Below are 21,063 nucleotides of genomic sequence, written 5' to 3'. Positions count from 1 at the left end.
TGGAAACTAAAGAAATTCTCCAAGCACTCCCAAACCTGAGCATAAGCGATCGCCTCAAGATAGCTGAATCAGCCCTGCAATTGGTTCTTCAAGAAAAACATTCACTTACCAAAGACGAGCAAAAATGCTAATTAACACTAGCCGCAATGACAGCTATTGCAGATTATGCACCTGGTAGTGAATTAAATATATTCTCAGAGTTAGAGGGAGAAGACTTTTGCGATGATCCTGAATGAAGACTTCTACAACTCAGGGAATTAGGAGACAACAAATGACCATACAGCTACAATTGAAACCAGAAATAGAGGCTCGTCTCATTGCTGAAGCTGCTGCACAAGGTTTATCGTTAGAAGCTTATCTTACATATCTGATTGAAAACAGTTTAACCAGCCATGAAGAAAGTTTTTTTTATCAAGTATCAACTCAGGAAGAATGGGAAGCTATATTAACAGATTTAATAAATAGTCCTGCTTTTTCTTTAGCACCACCACTTTCAGATGAAGCAATTAGTCGAGAGAGTATTTACACCAGAGAAGATGAAATGTTATGAGCTATTTGGTGGATACTAATATTTTGCTGCGTTTGGTGCAGAAGAATAGCCCAATGCACTTTGATACTCAAGGAGCCATATTGATGCTCAAGAGACAAGGGGAATTATTACATATAATTCCACAGAATCTCATTGAGTTTTGGGCTGTTGCTACAAGACCAATTAATAGTAATGGTTTAGGTTTATCCACGGCTCAAGCAGTAGAAGAAACTGATAAACTCAAGAAGATATTTATACTATACCTTGATACACCTGCTATTTTTGGTGAGTGGGAATCTCTAATTGTTAAATACCAAGTCATGGGAAAAAAGGTGCATGATGCACGTTTAGTTGCGGCGATGATAACACACCAGATTACACATCTACTTACATTTAATATTGATGACTTTAAACGTTTTTCTGCAATTGTAGTTGTTGATCCGCGCAGTGTTACACCGCAGTCTTAATTATATTGCAGAGCTAGCGCACTGTGGAGATTTGACGATCGCACTTTTTAACGAACCACAGAGGCGCAGAGAACACAGAGGTAAAGAGAGCGATGGCAGGAGTAGAGATTTTTCAGGTGATCGCTCTTTTTAACGAACCACAGAGGCGCAGAGAACACAGAGGAAGGAGAGGACGATGCCTGCGGCGGGCTTTGCCTAGCCTTATTACGCAGAAGCGCAAAGGAAAAAGAGAGCTATACTCCTACGAAGTCACTGTTCCTTACAATAAGTCTAGAGTGGAGAGCGAGTTCTAAATATTAAGCAAGTCCAAGATTTGCTGTGCCTTTGAATACTGCGAGCGTACTTGTAATAATCTTGCATAATCCTGATAGTCTTTAGCAATCTCATTTAGAAATGTTTGTTGTTGAGCAACGGGTAATTCTCGCAATTGAGCACGAATAGATTCTCGCACGGCTACCATTTCATCAAAGTAAGATTCGGCAGCTTCTAGTTGATTTTGCTCCAACATCACTCGACCGAGATTACTTAGCACCATCCCGGACAACAGGCCATCGCCAATTTCTCGATATATTAGGCAAAGCTTTTTGGTAGTATTCAACAGAAAGCAAAGGTTGCTTGAGGTCTAGGTATACGTTGCCCAAGTTGGTCAGCACAATTGCTTCTTCTCTCTTGTTGCACATCTGTTGAACCATTGGCAAGGCTTCCAAATAGCAAGCTAGAGCCTGTTGGAATTGTGCAAGGCGGCGGTAAGGAACACCCAAATTTATTAAGACGCTTGCTTCACCTTGACGAGTACCAACTTGCTTCTCAATCTGCAAGGCTTGCTGGTAAAACTCAATTGCCTGTTGGTAGCATTTAAGGTTGTCGTGAACAATCCCTAAATTCGTCAGTACGAATGCTACGTCTCGTTGAGCATCAATTTCTTGAAATACGGGGAGAGCTTGTTGATAAAAGTCAATTGCCTGTTGATATTGACCTATATTGTCGTAGGCAATACCTAGTCTATTTAAGGCAGTTCCTTCTTCACAGCGTAATTTAAGCACACGTAAGATAGGCAAAGCTTTTTGATAGCACTCGATTGCCCGTGCATATTGACTGAGATTATTATAAGCCCAACCTTGACAAATTAAAGTATTAGCTTCTCCAAGTCTATCGCCTAGCTGTTGATGAATCGGTAGCGCTTGCTCGCAGCAGAGAACAAGCGATTGAAAATTGCCGAAATGCTCAAAGATAGGTATGGCGGCACGATAGCTTTCAACTGCTTGTTGAAATTGATTGACATTCAGGTAAGCCATACCCAAATTTGCCAGAACAGAAGCTGCTGCATGACTAGCACCGATTTGTTGAAAAATAAAAATTGCTTGTTGGTAGTAATCAATTGCCTGTTGAAATTGGTGTATGTTAACAAATGCGTTTCCCAGATTAGTCAGCACTTTAGCCGATTCTGCATATTCCCCAATGGCTTGATAGAGTAGCAAAGCTTGCTGATAGCATTCAATTGCTTTCTGCAATTGTCCAAAGCTGTAGTAGGCAGTTCCCTGATACTGAAGTACGTTAGCTTCTCCTTGACGATCTCCCCTAGAACGAAAAATGGGCAAAGCCTGCTGGTAGGATGCTAGAGCCTGCTGGAATTGCTTCAGATTGACGTAAGCATTACCAATAGAAGTCAGCGCGTGTGACTCTGTGTCTCGGTCTGACAAAAGTTGAACAAGTCTAAGCGCCTGCTGGTAGTACTCAATTGCCGCCCTCCATTGATGGCTGTTGTAGCGAATACTACCTATAAGCATCAATGCATTAGTCTCCCCTTGTAGTTCGCTACTGTAGCGAAAAATAGATAGAGCTTGCTCTGAAAACTCAATCGCTTGTGGATATTGGTTGAGGTCACGGCAGGCATTGCCCAAATTTAGTAATGTAATTGCCTCGGACTGACGATCGTCATAAAGCTGGTAAAGTCGTAGTGCTTCTTGCCAACACTGCAATGCTGCTTGAAGTTGACCAGCTTGAACTTGCTCAATTCCTTGGTTGAAAAAATTATTTGCTCGCTCTTGAAAATTATTTGTCATGTTTTGCGAGTATGGGGTAATGTTACGGAAGCTGTTACCAATTGTAAACTAAGTAAGTGGGCAGGAAAATTGATAAGTATGTGACGAAAAATTAAACAGAAGGATGAGATTTGCGTGAAACACCACCGATAACTCATCGGTGAGAGGTTAAAGCTATAGAGCTTTTGTCAATGAGTAATAGTACTTAAAATTATGCTAAAAATCGGGCTATTCAACAGAATTTTTGGGCTAGCGATGCCTACGGCTGGCTACGTCTACGCGTCACATTTAAAAGCATCATTCCTGCCTCAAAATCGCGCGCGTCTAAAGTTTAATTTAATACTTATTTTTTAGGTAGATTCTCAGTAAAATTACCAATTGACAAAAATGATTTTATCTTAAACTCTCACGAATGCCAATAACTAAATCAATTAAGGGTTGAAGAAACCCGATAATGCTTAACCTTCGACCACAATGTTAAAAACTTGCCCCAGAAGCATCAAACCCCCAAGGCAAGCAAACTCTCTAAATTCTTTTCTTTGCGCTCTCTGCGCCTCTGCGGTTCGTTAAAGTTGCTTCACTTCCGAAACCAACTTCGACACCATATCTTTAGCGCTACCAAAAAGCATCGTAGTTTTATCCTTGTAGAACAACTCATTATCTACACCGGCAAAACCCGTACTCATTCCGCGCTTAATCACAATCGTCTGCTTCGCCCGATCTACTTCCAAAATCGGCATACCATAAATCGGGCTATTTACATCACTTCGCGCCGCCGGATTTACCACATCATTTGCCCCAATTACCAAAGCCACATCCGCTTGTTCAAACTGGGGATTAATATCATCCATGTCGTACAACTGGGTATAAGCCACATTTGCCTCTGCTAGCAACACATTCATGTGTCCCGGCATTCTCCCAGCAACAGGGTGAATGGCATACTTGACATCAACGCCCATTTTTTCTAACTGATCTGACAATTCCCGGACGCTATGTTGCGCTTGGGCAACTGCCATACCATAACCAGGCACAATTACCACAGAACGGGCATAACCCAACATCATCGCCCCTTCTTCGGGATCGATGCTGCGGACAGTTTGATCGGTTGCACCACCACCAGCAGCACCACCGCCAGAAGTAGATCCTGTACCAAAAGCACTGAACAGCACACTGAAGAGAGAGCGGTTCATTGCCTTACACATAATTTCGGTGAGGATTAAGCCAGATGCTCCTACCAAAGCCCCAGCGATGATTAACATATTGTTCATCACCACGAAACCAGCAGCAGCAGCCGCCACACCTGACAAGGAGTTCAACAGCGAAATTACCACCGGCATATCGCCGCCACCAATGGGGATGACGAACATCACACCCAGCACTAAGGAAACAGCTACCACTCCTAAGAATATGGGTAAGCTATCTGGTGTGATGATTAAATAGGCACTACCTACCAAATAAGCACCCAGAAGCAACAGGTTAAATGGTTGCTGGAAAGGAAATGTAATCGGGGAACCGCTAATTAAACCTTGCAATTTAGCAAAGGCTAAAAAACTACCTGTGAAGGTAACGCCACCGATTAACACGTCCAATAGCATGGAAATGTTCACATCTAAAGGTACGGGTGCGCCAGAATCTAATAATCGCCAAAATTCGGCAACGGCGACTAATGCTGAAGCCGCACCACCTAAACCGTTGAGTAAACCCACCATTTGGGGCATTTCCGTCATTTGGACTTTATAGGCAACGATCGCCCCAATTCCCGATCCAATCGCCAAGCCCAACAATATCATCTCGTAGTTCAACACATGCCGATCTAGCATTGTCGCTACAATTGCCAGCAGCATCCCCACAGATGCAATCACATTACCGTTTCGCGCTGTAGCTGGTGAACCCAGCTTTTTCAAACCAAAAATGAATAAGGATGCAGCGACTAAATATGTCAGCTGAATGCCAGTTGGTAAAAAGTCGCTCACGCCCTAATCTCCTTCTTCTTGAACATTTGCAGCATTCTATCTGTGACTAGAAAGCCACCTACAACGTTGACTGTAGCTAGTACTACAGCAATTAAACCGAGAATTACTGACACACTTGTTTCTCTAGCACCTGAGGCCACTATTGCCCCAAGTACCGAAATGCCAGAAATCGCGTTTGAGCCTGACATTAGGGGCGTGTGGAGAGTCGGTGGGATTTTGTTGATAACTTCAAAGCCGATAAAAGATGCCAAAACAAATACAAACAAAGCAGCAAGTAATGCCTCTGTCATGAAATCAAAACTCCTTATAGTAATTTGGCTACTAACCTGCTCCAACGCCGCTCAATGCTTGTAATGCATCCCGCACTCGTTGATTGCGAATTTCACCAGCGTGGGTAACGCAAGCTGCATCAACGATGTCGTCGCTAAAGTCTACCTGTAAAGCTTTGTCTTTAATTAGCAATTGCATCAACGATGTTACGTTCTTGGCATACAATTGGCTGGCGTGAATTGGCATCGATGACGGGAGATTGATGGGGCCGATAATTGTTACACCGTTCCACACAATATCTTTACCGGGTTCTGTGCAGGCGCAGTTACCACCCTGATCAGCAGCTAAATCTACAATCACTGAACCGGGTTTCATTTGTGCCACCATTTCTTCTGTAACCAGCCGTGGTGCTTGTCTCCCAGGAACTTGGGCGGTGGTAATTACCACATCAGAATTTTTGACGTGTTCGGCGACAACTTCTTGGGTACGTTGTTTGCTAGCCTCAGAAATTTCTTTGGCGTAGCCACCTGCGGCGACGGTTTCTTCGTCTAATTTGACTTCAACGAATTTTGCCCCTAAGCTTTGCACTTCTTCTTTGACGGCGGGACGAATATCAAAGGCTTCTACTACTGCTCCCAAACGTCTAGCGGTGGCGATCGCTTGCAATCCGGCTACACCAGCGCCCATAATAAATACTTTCGCTGGAGCGATCGTGCCTGCGGCTGTGGTTAACATCGGGAAGTATTTCGGTAACGCCGCCGCGGCAATTAATACTGCTTTGTAACCGGCTAATGAAGCTTGCGAGGACAAAGCATCCATACTTTGCGCCCTGGTGGTACGGGGGATCATTTCCATACTCAAAGCTGTGACTTTCCGATTTGCCAGTTGCTGCGCCACAACAGGATTTCCCAAGGGATTGAGGAAACTGACTAAAACAGCCCCTTCCTTTAACAAATCAATTTCTGAGCGTCCATCTTCTCGTTCTTGCGGTGGACTGACTTTCAGCAGAATATCTGTTTCACCCCATAATTTGGCAGTATCGCTGATTATTGTGGCACCTGCAGCTTCATAGTCAGGATCGCTAAAAAATGAGCGTTCTCCTGCACCCGCTTCTACCCAAACTTCCAAACCTTGTTTTACCAATCGGGCAACTGTGTCAGGAATTAATGCCACACGACGTTCACAAACTTCAATTTCTTTAGCAACTGCTATTCTCATGAAATCTCCTGAAGATAAATACCTAATCTCTGCTTAGTAAGCGATTGTCCAGACGAGGGATGTTCCGCGCTCATAGTACTTAGGCAGGAACATCAGCCATGAATTTTACTTGTAGATTGAACCTTGAATCTTAGCTCTCCAGACAAAGCCTCATTTTTTTTGTAAAGTTCTGAGCGGAGGTTCCCTCCGATCGGACTTTCCGCTTTGCCGCTCGCAGATGTCATATTTTCAGATAGTTGCAAACAGGGTTACGTATTGCACATCCTAAATTGATTCCCAAATTTTGCATCTTTATCTTTAACTTGTTTTCGGGATTGAGAAATTTTGGTATTCCTTTCTTATAGAGTAATATTGACCGAATTTTGAAAGCTTTATAATTTCCCAATCAAATTTTAATAATTACGACTTCGATTCCAATTCAACTTATTTTAATCAATTTAGCCCAACTTAACTGGCGATCGCTGATGGCCTGGCTCAATTTTTATAACAAAATTCTCAAATTTAGATACACTTATACATATTTGTCAACACAATCCCATCCTAGCAGTATTTCTATCTAGTTCAAATTTGACCAACTTAGTAATCAAATCAGGACTCTATAAGGGTAATGAAGTAAATTTAATATATGTTTAATTTAGTACTAAGTGATTTTACTGTTGCCTAAACTTCAGGGAGGATGGCACTTTTTCTTGAAATTAAACGTCCATTGTCAGGAAGCCAGTAGTAAAGTTTAGTAAAGAATACTAACACACAGTTATTTTAGATAACAGATTTATATTTTGGTAGAGGAAGCCCAATTATGCGACGTTTACTTTCTGCTTTAGCCGTGACTAGCTTTTTGGTTACTGGATTACCAGCCTTAACTTTGGCACAAAGCTTACCTGGATTTACGCTCTTTAGCGGCATCAAACAAGAAAATCAGCTACCCTTTAGGTTAGATTTTGGGGGACAAGCTAATGGTTGGGATCGTTATATATTAAGAATTCCAGCCAAAAGAATGAAATTAGCGGTTGGTCAATTTGCAATTACCTACCCTGATTATTACAAAGGAACTTTTGACCAGAAAAAAATTGAAGTCCGAGTCAAAGGCAAAGCAGTTCCGCTTTCTGAGGTGAAGTGGGACAAAGAAGGTAAACTGATTAATATTTTTCCTCAAGAGCCAGTGCCAGCAGGTAGTGCAGTTGAGGTAGTGTTATCTAACGTGAAAAACCCATCGTTCGGCGGAGTTTACTATTTTAACTGTCAAGTGCTCTCCCCTGGGGATGTACCACTACTGCGCTATATGGGAACATGGATTTTGAGCATTAGTTAAGCGTGGGGAGCAGGGGGAGATGAGGGGGATAAGGGAGACAAGGGGGAATTATTGAATAAATCTCTCCCCTCTTCCTTGTCTCCCTCATCTCTTCTCCATGCCCAATTCCCAATTCCCTCACAAAGTGATACAATTAGAGATTGTGAGTTTTTATAAAAATCACCTAAGGGGAGAACAGTATGAAAAGAACACTGGGCGGCACTAGTCGTAAGAGAAAAAGAACCTCTGGTTTTCGCGCCAGGATGCGGACACCAGACGGCAGAAACGTGATTAGCGCCAGAAGAAAAAAAGGACGTCACCGTCTGAGCGTCTAGGGCATATCAAGCTAAAAGAGCATCTGTGGCTTTGCCCAAAGCAAATCGGCTAAAATCCCGAAAGGATTTCCAGGCAGTTTTCCGAGAAGGAATTCGGCGTCATGGCTCTTATTTAACATTGAGAGCCTTAAAGCCGTTATGTTCAACAAAACCTCCTTTGGACACTGCCACCCAGACTACACAAGCAACTGACTCAGCACATCTTGCCAGTACGCAGATTGGCATTTCGATTAGCACAAAAGTCAGCAAAAGGGCAGTGGTTCGCAACCGAATTAAACGGCAAATTACTGCTGCTTTACACAATTTGCTGCCAAAATTATCACCAGGATGGCGGCTAGTATTCATTGTCAAACCCACAGCAGCAGAATCTAAGTGCGTAAGCCCACAATTTCTGCAAGAATTAGAGCAGTTGTTGGCACAAGCTGAGGTGTTCGATGGGAATTCGTGAAGATGTTTATTATGAAGGTGGCCCCCATGTTGGGGATTTAATTGTCAACCTGCTGATTGGGCTAACCATTGTCGGCATACCATTAGCAGTTGGGGCAATTGTCAGGGCATTGTGGCTGCGTTTTCGCATCACCGATCGCCGAATTACTGTTACCGGAGGTTGGCAGGGGCGCGATCGCACTGACGTAATTTACTCAGAAATTGTCAAAATCGTCAAAGTCCCCCGTGGCATTGGCTTTTGGGGAGATATGGCGATCACTCTAAAGAACGGCAGTCGTCTCGAATTGCGCGCAATTCCCAATTTTCGCGAAGTCTATGACTACATTAACGAAAGAATTGCTGCAAAAAATCCCGAATTTAGCGGCACTGTCAATAAGTGATGGAAGTAGAGAGCAGAGTAAGCAGGGGGAGATGAGGGCGAACAACCAATGCCCAATACTTCGGCTCTTTTCGACTTCGCTCAAGGCAAGTCGCTCAGTACAAGTGCCCAACGCCCCATTTATAATGTGCGGCTATCCGTAGCGAAAGATAGTCGCCGACAAATCATGATTTAGATAAATTAGATTCAGTTTACAGTACCTCAGGTTGAATTCAGAATAATGGATTTTGGTATCGGCTTTCTCTCGAACAACGTGATGCTGCCAATCATAGACTTTTTCTATGGTATTGTGCCTAGCTACGGATTAGCGATCGTTGCTTTGACCTTGATAGTCCGCTTCGCGCTCTATCCCCTGAGTGCTGGCTCAATTCGCAACATGCGGAAAATGCGAATTGTACAACCTCTGATGCAAAAGCGGATGGCAGAAATCAAAGAGCGCTATAAGGATGAACCGCAAAAGCAACAGGAGGAAATGGTTAATGTCCAAAAAGAATTTGGCAACCCTTTAGCAGGCTGTTTTCCATTACTAGTGCAAATGCCAGTTTTGTTAGCGCTGTTTGCCACTTTGCGGGGTTCGCCTTTTGCAAGTGCAAACTACAGCGTTAACCTGCAAATTCTTCCTGCAGAACAAATCGAACAAATTCAACCGCAAGCCTTTGCCACTGCTCCTCAAAACATTTATGTTGCAGATGGGGAACACGTTAAAGTAGCTGCTATTATTCCCAGCGGAAACAAATTAGCGGTGGGAGAACAAACCAAGATACAGTATCAGACTGTTGAGGGTAAACCATTTCAGGTGCTTTTAGCAGAACACCCAGAAAATAAGCTGATTCCTGATTGGAAAATTACCAAAGGTGAAGATAGGATAAAAATTGATACCCAGGGCAATGTAGAAGCCTTGCAACCGGGAGAAGTTACTATTCAAGGAACAATTCCTGGATTGGCAGCAGAAAAAGGCTTTCTATTTATTGATGCTTTAGGCAGGGTTGGCGCACAAGATGCAGATGGCACAATTCATTGGGATATTGTCGCCATGATCGTCTTCTTTGGAATTAGCCTTTATGTTAGCCAAATGCTTTCTGGGCAAAATTCCAGCGGTGGCAATCCACAGCAGGATACAGTTAACAAAATCACTCCCGTCATCTTTTCTGGGATGTTCTTGTTCTTTCCCCTACCAGCTGGGGTACTGATGTATATGGTGATTGGTAATATTTTCCAGACTGCACAAACTTATCTTCTCTCCCGCGAACCTCTACCAGAGGAACTGCAAAAAATTGTAGAAACCCAGGAGAAAGAAGCAGCAGTCACAGAACAAAAAGCATTACCGTTTGAACCAAAAAATCCTAAGAAAAAGGCGACAGGGGGATCATGAGCGACATTCCGATGCAGCGAGGTCAGCAGTGGTTAAAAACTCTGTTGGAACTTACTGGAATACCTACTGAGATTCAGGGTCATTTAGAAACTGCCCAATCTCAAGATGGTGATTCCCCAGAACCAGATAACTACTGGTTGACTATTGACCAAACCAATTTGACATCAGAACAAATCCAGCTATTAATCGGTGCTGATGGTTCTGTGTTAGATGCGATTCAGTATCTAGCAAATTCGGTTCTAAACCTCAGCCAACCCCCGGAAGAACAAGCCTCTTACACCATTGAGTTAAATGGCTACAGGGTTAAAAGAGAAGCCGAAATTCGCGCATTAGCAGAAGCAGCAGCCGATGAAGTGCGCTTTTCTGGTAGAGAAGTGGAAATCAAATCTCTTAGTTCTGCTGAACGGCGTCAAGTTCATACCTTCTTGAAGGAATTTGGAGATTTAGAAACCTTCAGTCGCGGTAAAGAGCCACATCGTCATCTGGTTGTCTGTCCAGCTTCGTTGGAAGGAGTTAGAAGTTAGGAGTTAGGAGTTATGAGTTTGGAGTTAATTGAAAACTCATAACCATATATAATTTCAAATTTCAAAATTTCTCTTGTTCTTAAGGGATAAAATAAAGATTCAGTATCAGTATAATTGCTGGTAATCGAGATAAATTTTAGTGAGGATGTCTCACAAATCCTATGGACGCAATTTATATTCCGCAGCTAATTAGAGCATCGGAGCGAACAGAGGAAGTTCAAGTTAAGGAATTTCTGCCTGGTCTAGAAACGTTAACACCAGTTCGCGGTCATGTGCGCGTGCAACATCATGGCAATTACCTGGAAGTGTCGGGTCAGGCAGAAACAATTATTACTTGTACCTGCAACCGCTGCTTGCAGCAATACAATCGCCGTTTAGGGCTTGATACGAAGGAAATCATCTGGTTAGACGAAACTGCAAATCAGCCAAATGACTTGCCTTTAGAAAGGGAAGTGGTTATGGAAGATTTACTGGAAAGCTTACCGCCCGATGGTTATTTTTATCCCAACGAATGGCTATATGAGCAGATGTGTTTGGCAATACCCCTGCGCCAATTATGCGATCGCAATTGTCCAGGTATTCCTGTAAGTAGTACTGTTGATAGTTCTGATAGTCCTGAAACTCCAGTCGATCACCGTTGGGCTTCTCTGGAAGCACTGAAAAAACAACTTCCAGGATAGTAAGACGCGTTACGGTGCATCACTTGTTCACTTTAAGTCTTACAACTTATGCAGTAGTTTACTAAGCTAATCTATGACATTTCCATAGAAACCCGGCTTCTCTAAGAGACCGGGTTTCTTCGGTTTTACTTGGCAAAATATGTAAAATTGCTAATAATAAAATTAACTCAAGAAATGAGACAAAATGTTTATTAAGAAGCTGCAAGTATTTAACTATAAGTCATATCTCGACTCTGGACTAATGGAATTTTCACCAGGTATTAATATTATTGTTGGGCGAAATAATGCGGGAAAAACTTCTTTACTTGAGGTACTGACGCTAGAGTTTGAAAATCATCCTTACAAAAGTTTAAAGACTTTACCAAATAAGCTTTCGAGTATACAAGAGGAATCGAAAATAGAAATTACTTTGAAGATTGAAAAAGAAGAATTGCGAAGTTTTATAAAAAAATTATCTATTATTGGAATTCCTAGAGCAGCAACTGAAAACTATTATTTTTTTGCTGATAAATATGAATATAATCCAAATGAGTATCATAGCCAATATATGAGCGCTATCGACGAATCTGTGAGATACGCCGTTAGACAATTTAAAGATTTTTTAGAAAATCCTGATTTTATACAGACAAGTTTATTTTTGCAGCCTAATATAAAAATGGAGAATAGGAGTTTAATAAAATTACTTAATTTTGAATCATATAAACAAGCTTTTGAGAAAGTTTTTTACAAAATTAAATATAATCAGAGCTACCAGATAGTTATTGAAGAAACTACATCTTATTCAGATGATGACGGCATTGTACAAGAACCTTTTGTTAATTATAGTGGAAAAATTCAAGAAAGCATAGGTTATAAATTATTTAATAAATTTCAAAATCGTATTTAATAGATTTCAGGCTGAACGTCTAAATATTGGGATTTGCAAATGTGAGAGCAAAGCTGATATAAACCTAAAATCAAACGCTTCTAATCTTGCGGAAGTACTCTTTATCTTGCAGGGTAAAATTCCAGGAATGTTTGCTCAGTTCAATAAATTAGTTTCAGATATTTTACCAGAAATAAAATGGATATCTGTTGTAATGAGAAATGATACAAATGTTGAAATTCTGGTTTGGAATACAGATAATCTTCATAGAAATGATTTATCACTTCCTCTTTCATCCTGTGGAAGTGGAGTTAGTCAAGTACTAGCCATTTTGTATATTCTAGTTTCTTCTGAAGAACATAGAACGTTGATTATTGATGAACCACAATCTTTTTTACATCCAGGTGCAGCTAAAAAACTTATAGAAATTATTAAACAATTTCCGCAGCACCAATATTTTATTGCTACTCATTCGCCAGAAATTATCGCATCTGCGAATCCATCTACTATTATTAAACTTCAATATCAAGATTGTGAAACAACTGCATCAGTAATAAATCCAAAAGAGATAGAGTCACAAAACGAAATTTTAGCTGAACTTGGAGTTAGGTTATCCGACGTTTTCGGTGCTGATAGTATTCTCTGGGTGGAAGGACAAACTGAGGAGAAATGTTTTCCACTGATATTGGAGAAAGTTGCAAGAACAATATTAATGGGTATTAAAATTTTATCTGTCAATAGCACTGATGCTCTTTTGGATGGAAAACGGTCTGACCTTGTTTTTGATATTTATAAAAAACTCACAACGGGAGCAACTCTATTTCCGCCAGCCATTGGATTTATATTTGATAGAGAGAGTAAGACAGAAACAAAGATTCAAGAACTAAAAAAGAGAGGTGTGACATTTTTACACCTACCCATGTATGAAAATTATCTACTTTACTCTGAAGCTATATCAGTGGTAATAAATGAAGAAGCTACATGGCTAGAAACACCTATCAATATTACTCAGGTTCAGGAATATCTTGACAAAATTAAACAGGAAAAATCCTATCTGCTTCAAGGTGTAAAAAGAGAAGAAGTTTCAGATAATAATTGGTTATCTAAGATTCACGGTGCAAATATACTTTCAAGTTTATTTCAAGAATTATGTGAGAATAAATTGGAATTTAGAAAGACTAAACACTCTAAAAAGCTTACAGAATGGCTAGTTGAGAATAAACCTGATTTATTGTCTGAATTGGCTGAAGAATTAAGAAATTTTTTACATAAAAGTCAGTAGTTATTTTTATACTGATTATCTAATCCCAATCACCACAACCGAGCGATCGCTCACCCTTAAGGAATATCTTACATAGAGCGATCGCACTCGCAACCGCTATGAACTGGTAGATGTTGGTTTTTTAGTTGTTAGAGGTGATACAAACCTGAACAATGAGAGAAGAACTAATAACCACAGCTATATATGAACTTCCGTGAAGAGTTTAAACTGCTGCTACGCGCCCGCTACCCCTTGATTTATATTCCTACTTATGAGGAGGAGCGGGTAGAAGCAGCTATCCGGGAAGAAGCCACCAACCAGGGTAATCGCCCGGTGTATACTTGGGATTTTGTCGATGGCTATCAAGGAAACCCGAATGATGTTGGCTTTGGACGACGTAATCCGTTGCAAGCTTTAGAATTCATCGAAAAATTACCAGCTTCCGCACCTGCGGTCTTGATTCTCCGAGATTATCATCGCTTTTTAGATGATGTAGCGATCGCTCGCAAACTTCGCAATCTCGCCCGACTCCTGAAGTCGCAACCAAAAAATATTGTCCTACTGTCGCCACGTATCGCCATCCCTGACGACTTAACTGAAGTGCTAACAGTCGTCGAGTTTCCCTTACCCGCCGCCCCAGAAATTAAAACTGAGGTAGATCGCTTACTACAAAGTACTGGTAACTCACTTTCTGCAAAAGTTTTAGATGATTTGGTGCGCTCTTGTCAAGGACTTTCGATGGAACGGATTCGCCGGGTTTTGGCAAAAGCGATCGCTACTCACGGTGAATTGCAACCAGAAGACGTGGATCTGGTTTTGGAAGAAAAACGCCAAACTATCCGCCAAACCCAAATCTTGGACTTTTACCCCGCCACTGAGCAAATTTCTGATATTGGCGGACTGGATAACTTGAAAGACTGGCTGATTCGTCGAGGAGGCTCATTTACTGATAGAGCGCGACAGTACGGATTACCGCACCCCCGTGGTTTAATGTTAGTGGGTATTCAGGGGACTGGTAAATCATTAACCGCAAAAGCGATCGCTCATCACTGGCATTTACCCCTGCTACGTCTGGATGTGGGCAGGTTATTTGGTGGTTTAGTAGGTGAATCAGAATCTCGCACTCGCCAAATGATCCAAGTAGCTGAAGCCCTCGCTCCCTGTATTTTGTGGATTGATGAAATAGATAAAGCCTTTGCCGGACTTGGTAGCAAAGGTGATGCCGGAACAGCCAGCCGTGTGTTTGGTACTTTTATTACCTGGCTAGCCGAAAAAAGCTCACCCGTGTTTGTCGTCGCCACCGCCAACGATATTCAAGCCTTACCGCCGGAAATGCTCCGCAAGGGGCGATTTGATGAAATTTTCTTTGTGGGTTTGCCTACCCAAGAAGAGAGAAAAGCAATTTATGATGTTCATTTATCCCGACTGCGCCCCCATAACTTAAAAAGTTATGACATCGAAAGGTTAGCCTATGAAACGCCCGATTTTTCTGGGGCAGAGATTGAGCAAACTTTAATTGAAGCGATGCATATTGGATTTAGCCAAAACCGCGACTTTGCTACCGATGATATTTTAGAAGCAGCCAGTCAGATTATACCCTTGGCACGAACTGCTGTAGAACAAATTCAGCAACTCCAAGAATGGGCTGCTGCTGGGAGAGCGCGTTTAGCATCCAAACACAGTCCTTTGAGCGAACGCCTCCGGCGCACTACGTGAACCCAAAAAAATGTAGAGATGTAGCAGTGCTATGTCTCTACAAAGGATCTCGATAACGCATATTTAATTTCACTAGATGTCTATTCAGCATAGCTACAATAATGAGTTAGTCAAAAGTCAATAGTTAATGATGAATTATTATGGACTATTGATTCTTATACTGATGGGTTACTTGCTTCTCTACTCGTAACCCGTCAGAGCCAGTTCAACACAACTCTCCTCAATGGGGGAAATACGCAGATGACTGGCTCACCTTCACTCTTGACTCTTGATAATCAGGTTTTAATTATGTTGTCTGGCTTAACAAAGTTTATACTGGGGTTTTTCTTAGCGATCGCTGTGCTAATAGGTGGCGGTGCTGCAATTGCACTCTATTTTATGAATCGCACCGGCATAGCACCGGCCAAACCCATTTATTCCAATGATAGTCCTTCGGTGAAAGCCCAAGCTCCTAAAAAAACTGAGCCTGGAGGAAGTAAGCCCGCTCTTACACCTGGGACACCTACTCAATCGTCTCCAAGCTCAACCTCTACTCCCACAGAATCACCAAAGGCTACCCCATCATCAAAACCATTACCATCGGGAGCTTACCGAGGGCGTGTTAGTTGGGCTGAAGGCTTGAGTTTGCGATCGCAACCAAATCAAGAATCTGAAAAGATTGGTGGAGTTGGTTTTAATCAAAAAATTATTATTTTGTCAGAAAGCGACGATAAGGCTTGGCAAAAGATCCGTTTGGAAGGTAGCGAACAAGAAGGTTGGGTGAAAGCAGGTAATACTGAAAAAGTTAATGAACAATAGGCATGGGGCATTAGGAGTGCTGAGTGCTGAGTGCTGAGTGCTGAGTGCTGAGTTAGAAGTTAAGAGTTAAGAGTTAGGAGTTTTGTTTACCCCCTTGTCCCCTTGCCCCCCTATCTCCCTCATCTCCCTCATCTCCCTCATCTCCCTCATCTCCCTCATCTCCCTCATCTCCCCAGGACACTTACTTATAAAGAATCATACGAAAAGTAATTATTACACAGGTAAGTGGTATACTTTTTTCTAGTCATCAACTTGAAAAAAGCAAGTGAAAACAGGGGTAGCTAGCCATTTAATCAAGCTTGCCTCAGTCTACGAGGCATCCGAAAGCATCAAGGTTGTTCCTATCGTAGTTAATTTCAAATTTTTAAATTGGAAAAAGTTATCGACTGGTGCTGCAATGCGTTTTTTGTCTGTGGCTCTGATTACGGGGCTTTTGAGTATTGCTGGGCAAGCTTTAGCACTTCAGAAAATCGGAAGTAACGGGCCTGAAGTTAGCAGTACCCAGAGATGTTTAAAAAAGTTAGGCTACTTTAACGGCCCGGTGACAGGTAAGTTTGCTAGCTTGACTCAAAATGCTACGATCAAATTCCAGCGAGCCAATAGAATATCGGCTGATGGAATTGTGGGTATTAGTACTCAACGAGCCTTGCAACAAGCGTGTCAAAGTAGAAGTTCTAATAGAAATATCGGTGGCGCATCGCGCTCGCCAGTTGGTCAATATCCTACTCTTTCTCAAGGCAAAACTGGTACAGCCGTCACAAGATTACAACGGCGTCTACGGCAGTTAGGCTACTTTAATACTAATCCCACTGGGAATTTTGGACCAATTACTAAAGATGCTGTAATTGCATTCCAGCGAAATTATCGCATAACTGCTAACGGAATTGTGAATCGACAAACTTGGAACGCACTAATGGGTTCCTCTCCGACTTCAGGAAGATCGAGTCTTTCCACTCAACAAGTCAGAGAACTCCAAGTGCGTTTGCGGCAGCTAGGTTATTTAAATGCTGATGCCACTGGGAATGTTGGCCCAATGACTAGAGAAGCTGTAATTGCATTCCAGCGAAATAATGGACTACCTGTTGATGGCATTGCTAATGTCCAAGTTTTGGACTCAGTGCGTAGAGTCTCCACAGGTGGTACTCAACAACCAGGTAGAAGTTATCTAACTGTAGGCGATCGCGGAGAAAATGTCAGATTAGTTCAAGAGCGTTTGGCGCAGTTGGGTTTCTCTAATACTAATCCTGATGGACTTTTCAACAATTACACCAGACAATCTGTGATTGCATTCCAGCAATATTCTCGAATTAATTCCACTGGAAATGTAGATTGGCAAACTTGGGAAGCATTGGGGTTAAATGGTTCAACTGGAGGCAATTATACTCCAAATAATGATTATGTATTAGCTGACACTAATCCCTATGCATTACCTCCTGCCAATGACTATGTAATACCTGTTACCAATGGCAATACATTAGTTGCTAATAATCCTTACAGAGTAATAATTCCCATTTCCAGTAATGATACTCTAAGTAAAGTACAACAATATATACCCAATGCTATCGCGGAGCAATCCAATCTAGGGGATTACGTGAATGCTGGAGCATTTAGCGATCGCGCCCAAGCAGAAACACTAACAAAAAAGCTCCGCTCGTTAGGTCTTGATGCACGGGTAAAATACAATTAACTAATTCGTAATTCGTAATTAAATTGACAAGCTCAACTGTGAACCTTCTTGAGTTTTATTGACTTCAATCCTGGCTTGGAAGGCTTCTTTGAGGTGGGGCATGTGGGTAACGGTGAGGATACAGGCAAAATCGGAGGCGATCGCATTAATCGCCGCAATCAAGCGATCGCATCCTTCAGCATCCTGTGTACCAAAACCTTCATCCACAATCAACAATTGCAACGCCGCCCCCGCCCGTTGCGCTAATAATTTCGCCAAAGCCAAACGGATGGCAAAGTTAATTCTAAAAGCTTCACCACCAGAGTAAGTTTCATAAGCTCGTGTACCTCTAGAATCGGCGATTAAAATATCTAAGGTGTCTATCAGCTTGGCATTTTTCTTGGTTGATTTAGCACTGCGACCAGCTTTTTGAGTAATAAATTGTACATGAAACTGATTCCCACTCAACCGCGAAAGTAGTTGATTTGTTTCGGCTTCCAGTTGTGGCAACACATTCTCAATCATCAGTGTTTGGATACCATTTTTACCAAAAGCTTGCGCTAATTCCTGATAAACCCGATATTCCTGCTTGCAAGATTGTAATTGCTGCTGCTGTTGTTCATATTGAATTTGTAGCGTTTCCAGTTGATGCGCCAGTTGTTCTAAACGCCCCAGCTTAGCTATTTGCTCATCAAGTTGCCGTCTACGTATTGCTAACTGCTGCTCTAAAGCTTGAATTTGGGCAGATGGGTTAGCTGTTGCTTGTAGTTGCTGAATAATGCTTTCGATTTGGCTGCCGAGTTTTTGGCGCTCCGTTACTCTGGCGCTTCTAGACTCCTCTAACTCTTGCAACCTCGTCTGGAGTTGCGGATACTGCTGCTGGGCTGATAGTAGTTGTTGATACCGCAAATGCCAAGATTGAGCTTTCTTTGCAGCCATACGCAGATTGTTATGCTGCTCAGAACTGTAGCCAATTTCGGTAATGTGACGCTCAAGAGCCGCGATTTGTTTAGCACATTCAGAATCAATCTGATCCTGCTGGATTCTGGCTTGTAATTGGGCAATTTGGGACTGGAGTTCTGGTTTTCGGGCTAATAGTTGCGCTTGTCGCTTAGTCGCATCTTTAATTTGCCCTTGTTTAATTTCTGCCCATCGCCACCGTTCAACTTCACTCCGGGCGAGGGCGTGGTCTTGTTCACTATAATTAACTTGTTGCAAGTATTGCTCTAGCTGCCGGAGTTCGGCTTGTTTATCGGGAGCGTAATCACCAGCTTGGAGCGATCGCTCTAAATGCTGTTTTTCAGCAGCAATTTGTTGTAACTGTTGTTGCACATCAGTTGTTGCTTCTAACTGTGCTGCCAACTGTCCCCGTTGTTCGCGTAAACCATCATAGCCCGCCAATTGTTGGGATATATCACGATATTCCTGCCTGAGTGTCTGAATTTCTTTGTCAGACACAGCCAATTGTTCCCGCACTACCCAAAACTGTCCTTGAGTATCCTCTAACTCACTTTGGGTTTTTTCCACTACCCGACTCCAGTGATGTTCATCCAGTGGACGCTCACATAATGGACAAAGTGCTTCAGGATTTTGCAGCATTTGCAATTTTTGCTCTAATTCTCCCAGCAGTTTTTCATAATCCCGTTGATGAGCTTGCAGACGTTCGATAAAATGCCGCCTTTCTTGCCCTTTTTCTTGGACTCGTTGCAGATAAACCCGCTTTTTCTCCAGTTCCTCAATCTGGATTGCTACATCCATCACCGCTTGTTGTAGTTGCGGTTGGCGGCCGTGCTGGCGTTGCAATTGGTTCTCTGTATTTTGGAGTTGTTCGAGTCGCGCTACTAAACCAGCATGAGTGCGATCGAGTTGGCTTTGTAAAGTTGCTCGTTGTTGCAACAAGGGAGTAACTTGCATTTGCAGTTGATCTAAACGAGCAACATGGTGACGTGCTGCGGCTAGTTGTGCCAAAGCAGCTTCGACTTCACCTGATTTAGTTAAAGTTTGTTGAATATCTCGCTCTTGTTGCTGCAAAGCTTCTAGCTGCGCTTGGGCTTGTTGTAGTTGCCGTTCGATTTCGTGAATTTGTTTGGTAAGCTGTTGTTGCTTTTGTTGGCGAGTTTGCCCAGCGCGGGTGTGTTCTTCAAATTTGACAGCAAAGGCTTCTTCTTGAGATTGTAGACTTTGATATTGGGCGTATCCAGCTTTAATCTCAGCTTCTTGGTGTAATATTTTTTCTAAATCTGATAGCTGAGAGCCAATAGCTGATTGTTCTTGTTGGAGGCGATCGCAATCTTGGGTAAGATTTTGGTATTGCTGCTTTATAAAATTGAGTTGTTGTTCCCAATTTTGGCGCTGGTGCTGGACAACTTGCAAACTTTGTAATTGAATATTATCAAAAGCTTGCACTTGTTGCAGTTGGTTGAGTTCGGCTTCTAACTCTACTCTTTGCGCTTGGGTGATTTCGCGTTGTTGCAGCTGAATTTTGATCGACTCCAAAGAACGCTCTAACTCTAGTGCCTGTGCTTTGAACTGACGAGAAGATTCCTTTGCCCGTTCTTCTAAATCATCATACTGATTGAGTTTCAACAACTCCGCTAAAATTTCTTTGCGTTCTGTGGGACGCTTGAGCATGAATTCATCTGCACGACCTTGACGTAAGTAGGCAGAATTAATAAATGTATCGTAATCAAGCTTGATGTGTTCTAAAATCAAATCCTGGGTTGCTCTTACCCCTTTGCAAGTGAGTGAGCGAAACCCAGATGGGATTTCTATTTGAAATTCAAGGACGCTAGTACCTCCCCGAATTCGGGTACGAATCACCCGATATTTTTGCTGGTTACTTTGGAAAGTAAAATCAACCCGAACTTCTTTCGCGCCAGAATAGATGACATCATCTTCAGCAGTGGCGCGGCTTTCACCCCAAATTGCCCAAGTGATTGCTTCCAAAAGAGAAGATTTACCCGCACCATTGGAACCACAAATACAAGCCGTATGCAAACCGCCAAAATCTAAAGTTGCATCACGGTAACTGAGAAAGTTTTTGAGGATAAGTTGTACTGGGATCATTCAGGCTATAGCGCCACATCTACTTTTAATAAATAACAGTACAGATGCACTGTTTGTTAGTTTAGCTATCTTGATATCAGGTTTCTAGTCTTGAAGACATCAAATTTACAAAAATTTACAATACTATCAGTCAATTTTTCTTATTGCATGAAAAAGTTTTACTG

21 protein-coding genes are annotated in these 21,063 nt (G+C 42.2%); 15 read left to right on the top strand and 6 right to left on the bottom strand.

The features are described from left to right. Positions 1-271: 271 nt before the first annotated feature. Both HWQ58_RS26340 and HWQ58_RS26335 read left to right on the top strand, forming a co-directional pair. Complete coding sequence (locus HWQ58_RS26340) at positions 272-550, top strand: hypothetical protein (RefSeq protein ID WP_292869384.1); 279 nt, start codon at positions 272-274, stop codon at positions 548-550. Then, the gene (locus HWQ58_RS26335; protein ID WP_292869382.1) at positions 547-996 is read left to right on the top strand and encodes a PIN domain-containing protein; all 450 of its coding nucleotides are present in this window, start codon (positions 547-549) and stop codon (positions 994-996) included. The genes HWQ58_RS26340 and HWQ58_RS26335 overlap by 4 nt, the downstream gene beginning before the upstream one ends. Before the next feature lie 289 nt (positions 997-1,285). Here the strand turns inward: HWQ58_RS26335 and HWQ58_RS26330 are convergent, their stop codons facing one another. From HWQ58_RS26330 to HWQ58_RS26310, 5 genes are all read right to left on the bottom strand, one after another. After that, complete coding sequence (locus HWQ58_RS26330; RefSeq protein ID WP_292869379.1) at positions 1,286-1,531, bottom strand: hypothetical protein; 246 nt, start codon at positions 1,529-1,531, stop codon at positions 1,286-1,288. After that, positions 1,518-3,059 (bottom strand): tetratricopeptide repeat protein, encoded by a 1,542-nt coding sequence (locus tag HWQ58_RS26325; RefSeq protein WP_292869376.1) that lies wholly within the window; start codon positions 3,057-3,059, stop codon positions 1,518-1,520. Before HWQ58_RS26325 ends, HWQ58_RS26330 begins: the two co-directional genes overlap by 14 nt. A gap of 545 nt (positions 3,060-3,604) precedes the next feature. Continuing rightward, positions 3,605-5,011, bottom strand: coding sequence for an NAD(P)(+) transhydrogenase (Re/Si-specific) subunit beta (locus HWQ58_RS26320; protein ID WP_292869373.1), 1,407 nt, complete (start codon positions 5,009-5,011; stop codon positions 3,605-3,607). Beyond that, on the bottom strand, positions 5,008-5,301 hold the full coding sequence (locus tag HWQ58_RS26315) for an NAD(P) transhydrogenase subunit alpha (protein WP_292869370.1): 294 nt from the start codon (positions 5,299-5,301) through the stop codon (positions 5,008-5,010). Before HWQ58_RS26315 ends, HWQ58_RS26320 begins: the two co-directional genes overlap by 4 nt. A gap of 31 nt (positions 5,302-5,332) precedes the next feature. Further along, positions 5,333-6,499 (bottom strand): Re/Si-specific NAD(P)(+) transhydrogenase subunit alpha, encoded by a 1,167-nt coding sequence (locus HWQ58_RS26310; protein WP_292869367.1) that lies wholly within the window; start codon positions 6,497-6,499, stop codon positions 5,333-5,335. 799 nt (positions 6,500-7,298) lie between these two features. Here HWQ58_RS26310 and HWQ58_RS26305 point away from each other — a divergent pair. From HWQ58_RS26305 to HWQ58_RS26245, 13 genes are all read left to right on the top strand, one after another. Continuing rightward, positions 7,299-7,811, top strand: coding sequence for a DUF2808 domain-containing protein (locus HWQ58_RS26305; RefSeq protein WP_292869364.1), 513 nt, complete (start codon positions 7,299-7,301; stop codon positions 7,809-7,811). A gap of 179 nt (positions 7,812-7,990) precedes the next feature. Beyond that, positions 7,991-8,125 (top strand): 50S ribosomal protein L34, encoded by a 135-nt coding sequence (rpmH, locus tag HWQ58_RS26300; protein WP_099102484.1) that lies wholly within the window; start codon positions 7,991-7,993, stop codon positions 8,123-8,125. 25 nt (positions 8,126-8,150) lie between these two features. Beyond that, a complete protein-coding gene (gene rnpA, locus HWQ58_RS26295; RefSeq protein ID WP_292869361.1) occupies positions 8,151-8,573 on the top strand; it encodes a ribonuclease P protein component in 423 nt (140 codons plus the stop codon). Continuing rightward, positions 8,560-8,952, top strand: coding sequence for a PH domain-containing protein (locus HWQ58_RS26290; RefSeq protein WP_292869358.1), 393 nt, complete (start codon positions 8,560-8,562; stop codon positions 8,950-8,952). Before rnpA ends, HWQ58_RS26290 begins: the two co-directional genes overlap by 14 nt. A gap of 48 nt (positions 8,953-9,000) precedes the next feature. Then, positions 9,001-9,126, top strand: a complete 126-nt coding sequence (locus HWQ58_RS26285) for a hypothetical protein (RefSeq protein WP_292869355.1) — start codon at positions 9,001-9,003, stop codon at positions 9,124-9,126. Positions 9,127-9,171: 45 nt separating this feature from the next. After that, positions 9,172-10,323 (top strand): membrane protein insertase YidC, encoded by a 1,152-nt coding sequence (gene yidC / locus HWQ58_RS26280; protein WP_292869352.1) that lies wholly within the window; start codon positions 9,172-9,174, stop codon positions 10,321-10,323. Next, positions 10,320-10,847, top strand: a complete 528-nt coding sequence (locus HWQ58_RS26275; protein ID WP_292869349.1) for a R3H domain-containing nucleic acid-binding protein — start codon at positions 10,320-10,322, stop codon at positions 10,845-10,847. Before yidC ends, HWQ58_RS26275 begins: the two co-directional genes overlap by 4 nt. 161 nt (positions 10,848-11,008) lie before the next feature. After that, a complete protein-coding gene (locus tag HWQ58_RS26270; RefSeq protein ID WP_292869346.1) occupies positions 11,009-11,527 on the top strand; it encodes a YceD family protein in 519 nt (172 codons plus the stop codon). Positions 11,528-11,768: 241 nt separating this feature from the next. After that, positions 11,769-12,413 carry an AAA family ATPase gene (locus tag HWQ58_RS26265; RefSeq protein WP_292869343.1) on the top strand — a complete coding sequence of 215 codons (645 nt, stop codon included), beginning with the start codon at positions 11,769-11,771 and terminating at the stop codon, positions 12,411-12,413. 106 nt (positions 12,414-12,519) lie between these two features. Further along, positions 12,520-13,674 (top strand): AAA family ATPase, encoded by a 1,155-nt coding sequence (locus tag HWQ58_RS26260; protein ID WP_292869340.1) that lies wholly within the window; start codon positions 12,520-12,522, stop codon positions 13,672-13,674. Positions 13,675-13,857: 183 nt separating this feature from the next. Continuing rightward, positions 13,858-15,369, top strand: a complete 1,512-nt coding sequence (locus HWQ58_RS26255) for an AAA family ATPase (protein ID WP_292869338.1) — start codon at positions 13,858-13,860, stop codon at positions 15,367-15,369. A 288-nt stretch (positions 15,370-15,657) separates the two neighbouring features. Continuing rightward, positions 15,658-16,167: an SH3 domain-containing protein gene (locus HWQ58_RS26250; protein WP_292869619.1), complete on the top strand. Its 510-nt coding sequence runs from the start codon at positions 15,658-15,660 to the stop codon at positions 16,165-16,167. A 265-nt stretch (positions 16,168-16,432) separates the two neighbouring features. Beyond that, complete coding sequence (locus tag HWQ58_RS26245) at positions 16,433-17,854, top strand: peptidoglycan-binding protein (protein WP_292869335.1); 1,422 nt, start codon at positions 16,433-16,435, stop codon at positions 17,852-17,854. Between the two features lie 18 nt (positions 17,855-17,872). On the opposite strand, the gene HWQ58_RS26240 is transcribed toward HWQ58_RS26245, so the two are convergent. Continuing rightward, on the bottom strand, positions 17,873-20,899 hold the full coding sequence (locus HWQ58_RS26240; protein WP_292869332.1) for an SMC family ATPase: 3,027 nt from the start codon (positions 20,897-20,899) through the stop codon (positions 17,873-17,875). Positions 20,900-21,063: the final 164 nt, after the last annotated feature.

Source organism: Nostoc sp. LPT, from assembly GCF_017115165.1.
Classification (GTDB): domain Bacteria; phylum Cyanobacteriota; class Cyanobacteriia; order Cyanobacteriales; family Nostocaceae; genus Nostoc.
This window is presented reverse-complemented; position numbering and strand designations above follow the sequence as displayed.

Excerpts from the sequence above, each read along its gene's own strand:
- HWQ58_RS26340 (WP_292869384.1), top strand. The coding sequence starts at position 272 with ATGACCATACAGCTACAATTGAAACCAGAAATAGAGGCTCGTCTCATT.
- HWQ58_RS26335 (WP_292869382.1), top strand. The coding sequence starts at position 547 with ATGAGCTATTTGGTGGATACTAATATTTTGCTGCGTTTGGTGCAGAAG.
- HWQ58_RS26330 (WP_292869379.1), bottom strand. The coding sequence starts at position 1,531 with ATGGTGCTAAGTAATCTCGGTCGAGTGATGTTGGAGCAAAATCAACTA.
- HWQ58_RS26325 (WP_292869376.1), bottom strand. The coding sequence starts at position 3,059 with ATGACAAATAATTTTCAAGAGCGAGCAAATAATTTTTTCAACCAAGGA.
- HWQ58_RS26315 (WP_292869370.1), bottom strand. The coding sequence starts at position 5,301 with ATGACAGAGGCATTACTTGCTGCTTTGTTTGTATTTGTTTTGGCATCT.
- HWQ58_RS26310 (WP_292869367.1), bottom strand. The coding sequence starts at position 6,499 with ATGAGAATAGCAGTTGCTAAAGAAATTGAAGTTTGTGAACGTCGTGTG.
- HWQ58_RS26305 (WP_292869364.1), top strand. The coding sequence starts at position 7,299 with ATGCGACGTTTACTTTCTGCTTTAGCCGTGACTAGCTTTTTGGTTACT.
- rpmH (WP_099102484.1), top strand. The coding sequence starts at position 7,991 with ATGAAAAGAACACTGGGCGGCACTAGTCGTAAGAGAAAAAGAACCTCT.
- HWQ58_RS26290 (WP_292869358.1), top strand. The coding sequence starts at position 8,560 with ATGGGAATTCGTGAAGATGTTTATTATGAAGGTGGCCCCCATGTTGGG.
- HWQ58_RS26285 (WP_292869355.1), top strand. The coding sequence starts at position 9,001 with ATGCCCAATACTTCGGCTCTTTTCGACTTCGCTCAAGGCAAGTCGCTC.
- yidC (WP_292869352.1), top strand. The coding sequence starts at position 9,172 with ATGGATTTTGGTATCGGCTTTCTCTCGAACAACGTGATGCTGCCAATC.
- HWQ58_RS26275 (WP_292869349.1), top strand. The coding sequence starts at position 10,320 with ATGAGCGACATTCCGATGCAGCGAGGTCAGCAGTGGTTAAAAACTCTG.
- HWQ58_RS26270 (WP_292869346.1), top strand. The coding sequence starts at position 11,009 with ATGGACGCAATTTATATTCCGCAGCTAATTAGAGCATCGGAGCGAACA.
- HWQ58_RS26265 (WP_292869343.1), top strand. The coding sequence starts at position 11,769 with ATGGAATTTTCACCAGGTATTAATATTATTGTTGGGCGAAATAATGCG.
- HWQ58_RS26255 (WP_292869338.1), top strand. The coding sequence starts at position 13,858 with ATGAACTTCCGTGAAGAGTTTAAACTGCTGCTACGCGCCCGCTACCCC.
- HWQ58_RS26250 (WP_292869619.1), top strand. The coding sequence starts at position 15,658 with ATGTTGTCTGGCTTAACAAAGTTTATACTGGGGTTTTTCTTAGCGATC.
- HWQ58_RS26240 (WP_292869332.1), bottom strand. The coding sequence starts at position 20,899 with ATGATCCCAGTACAACTTATCCTCAAAAACTTTCTCAGTTACCGTGAT.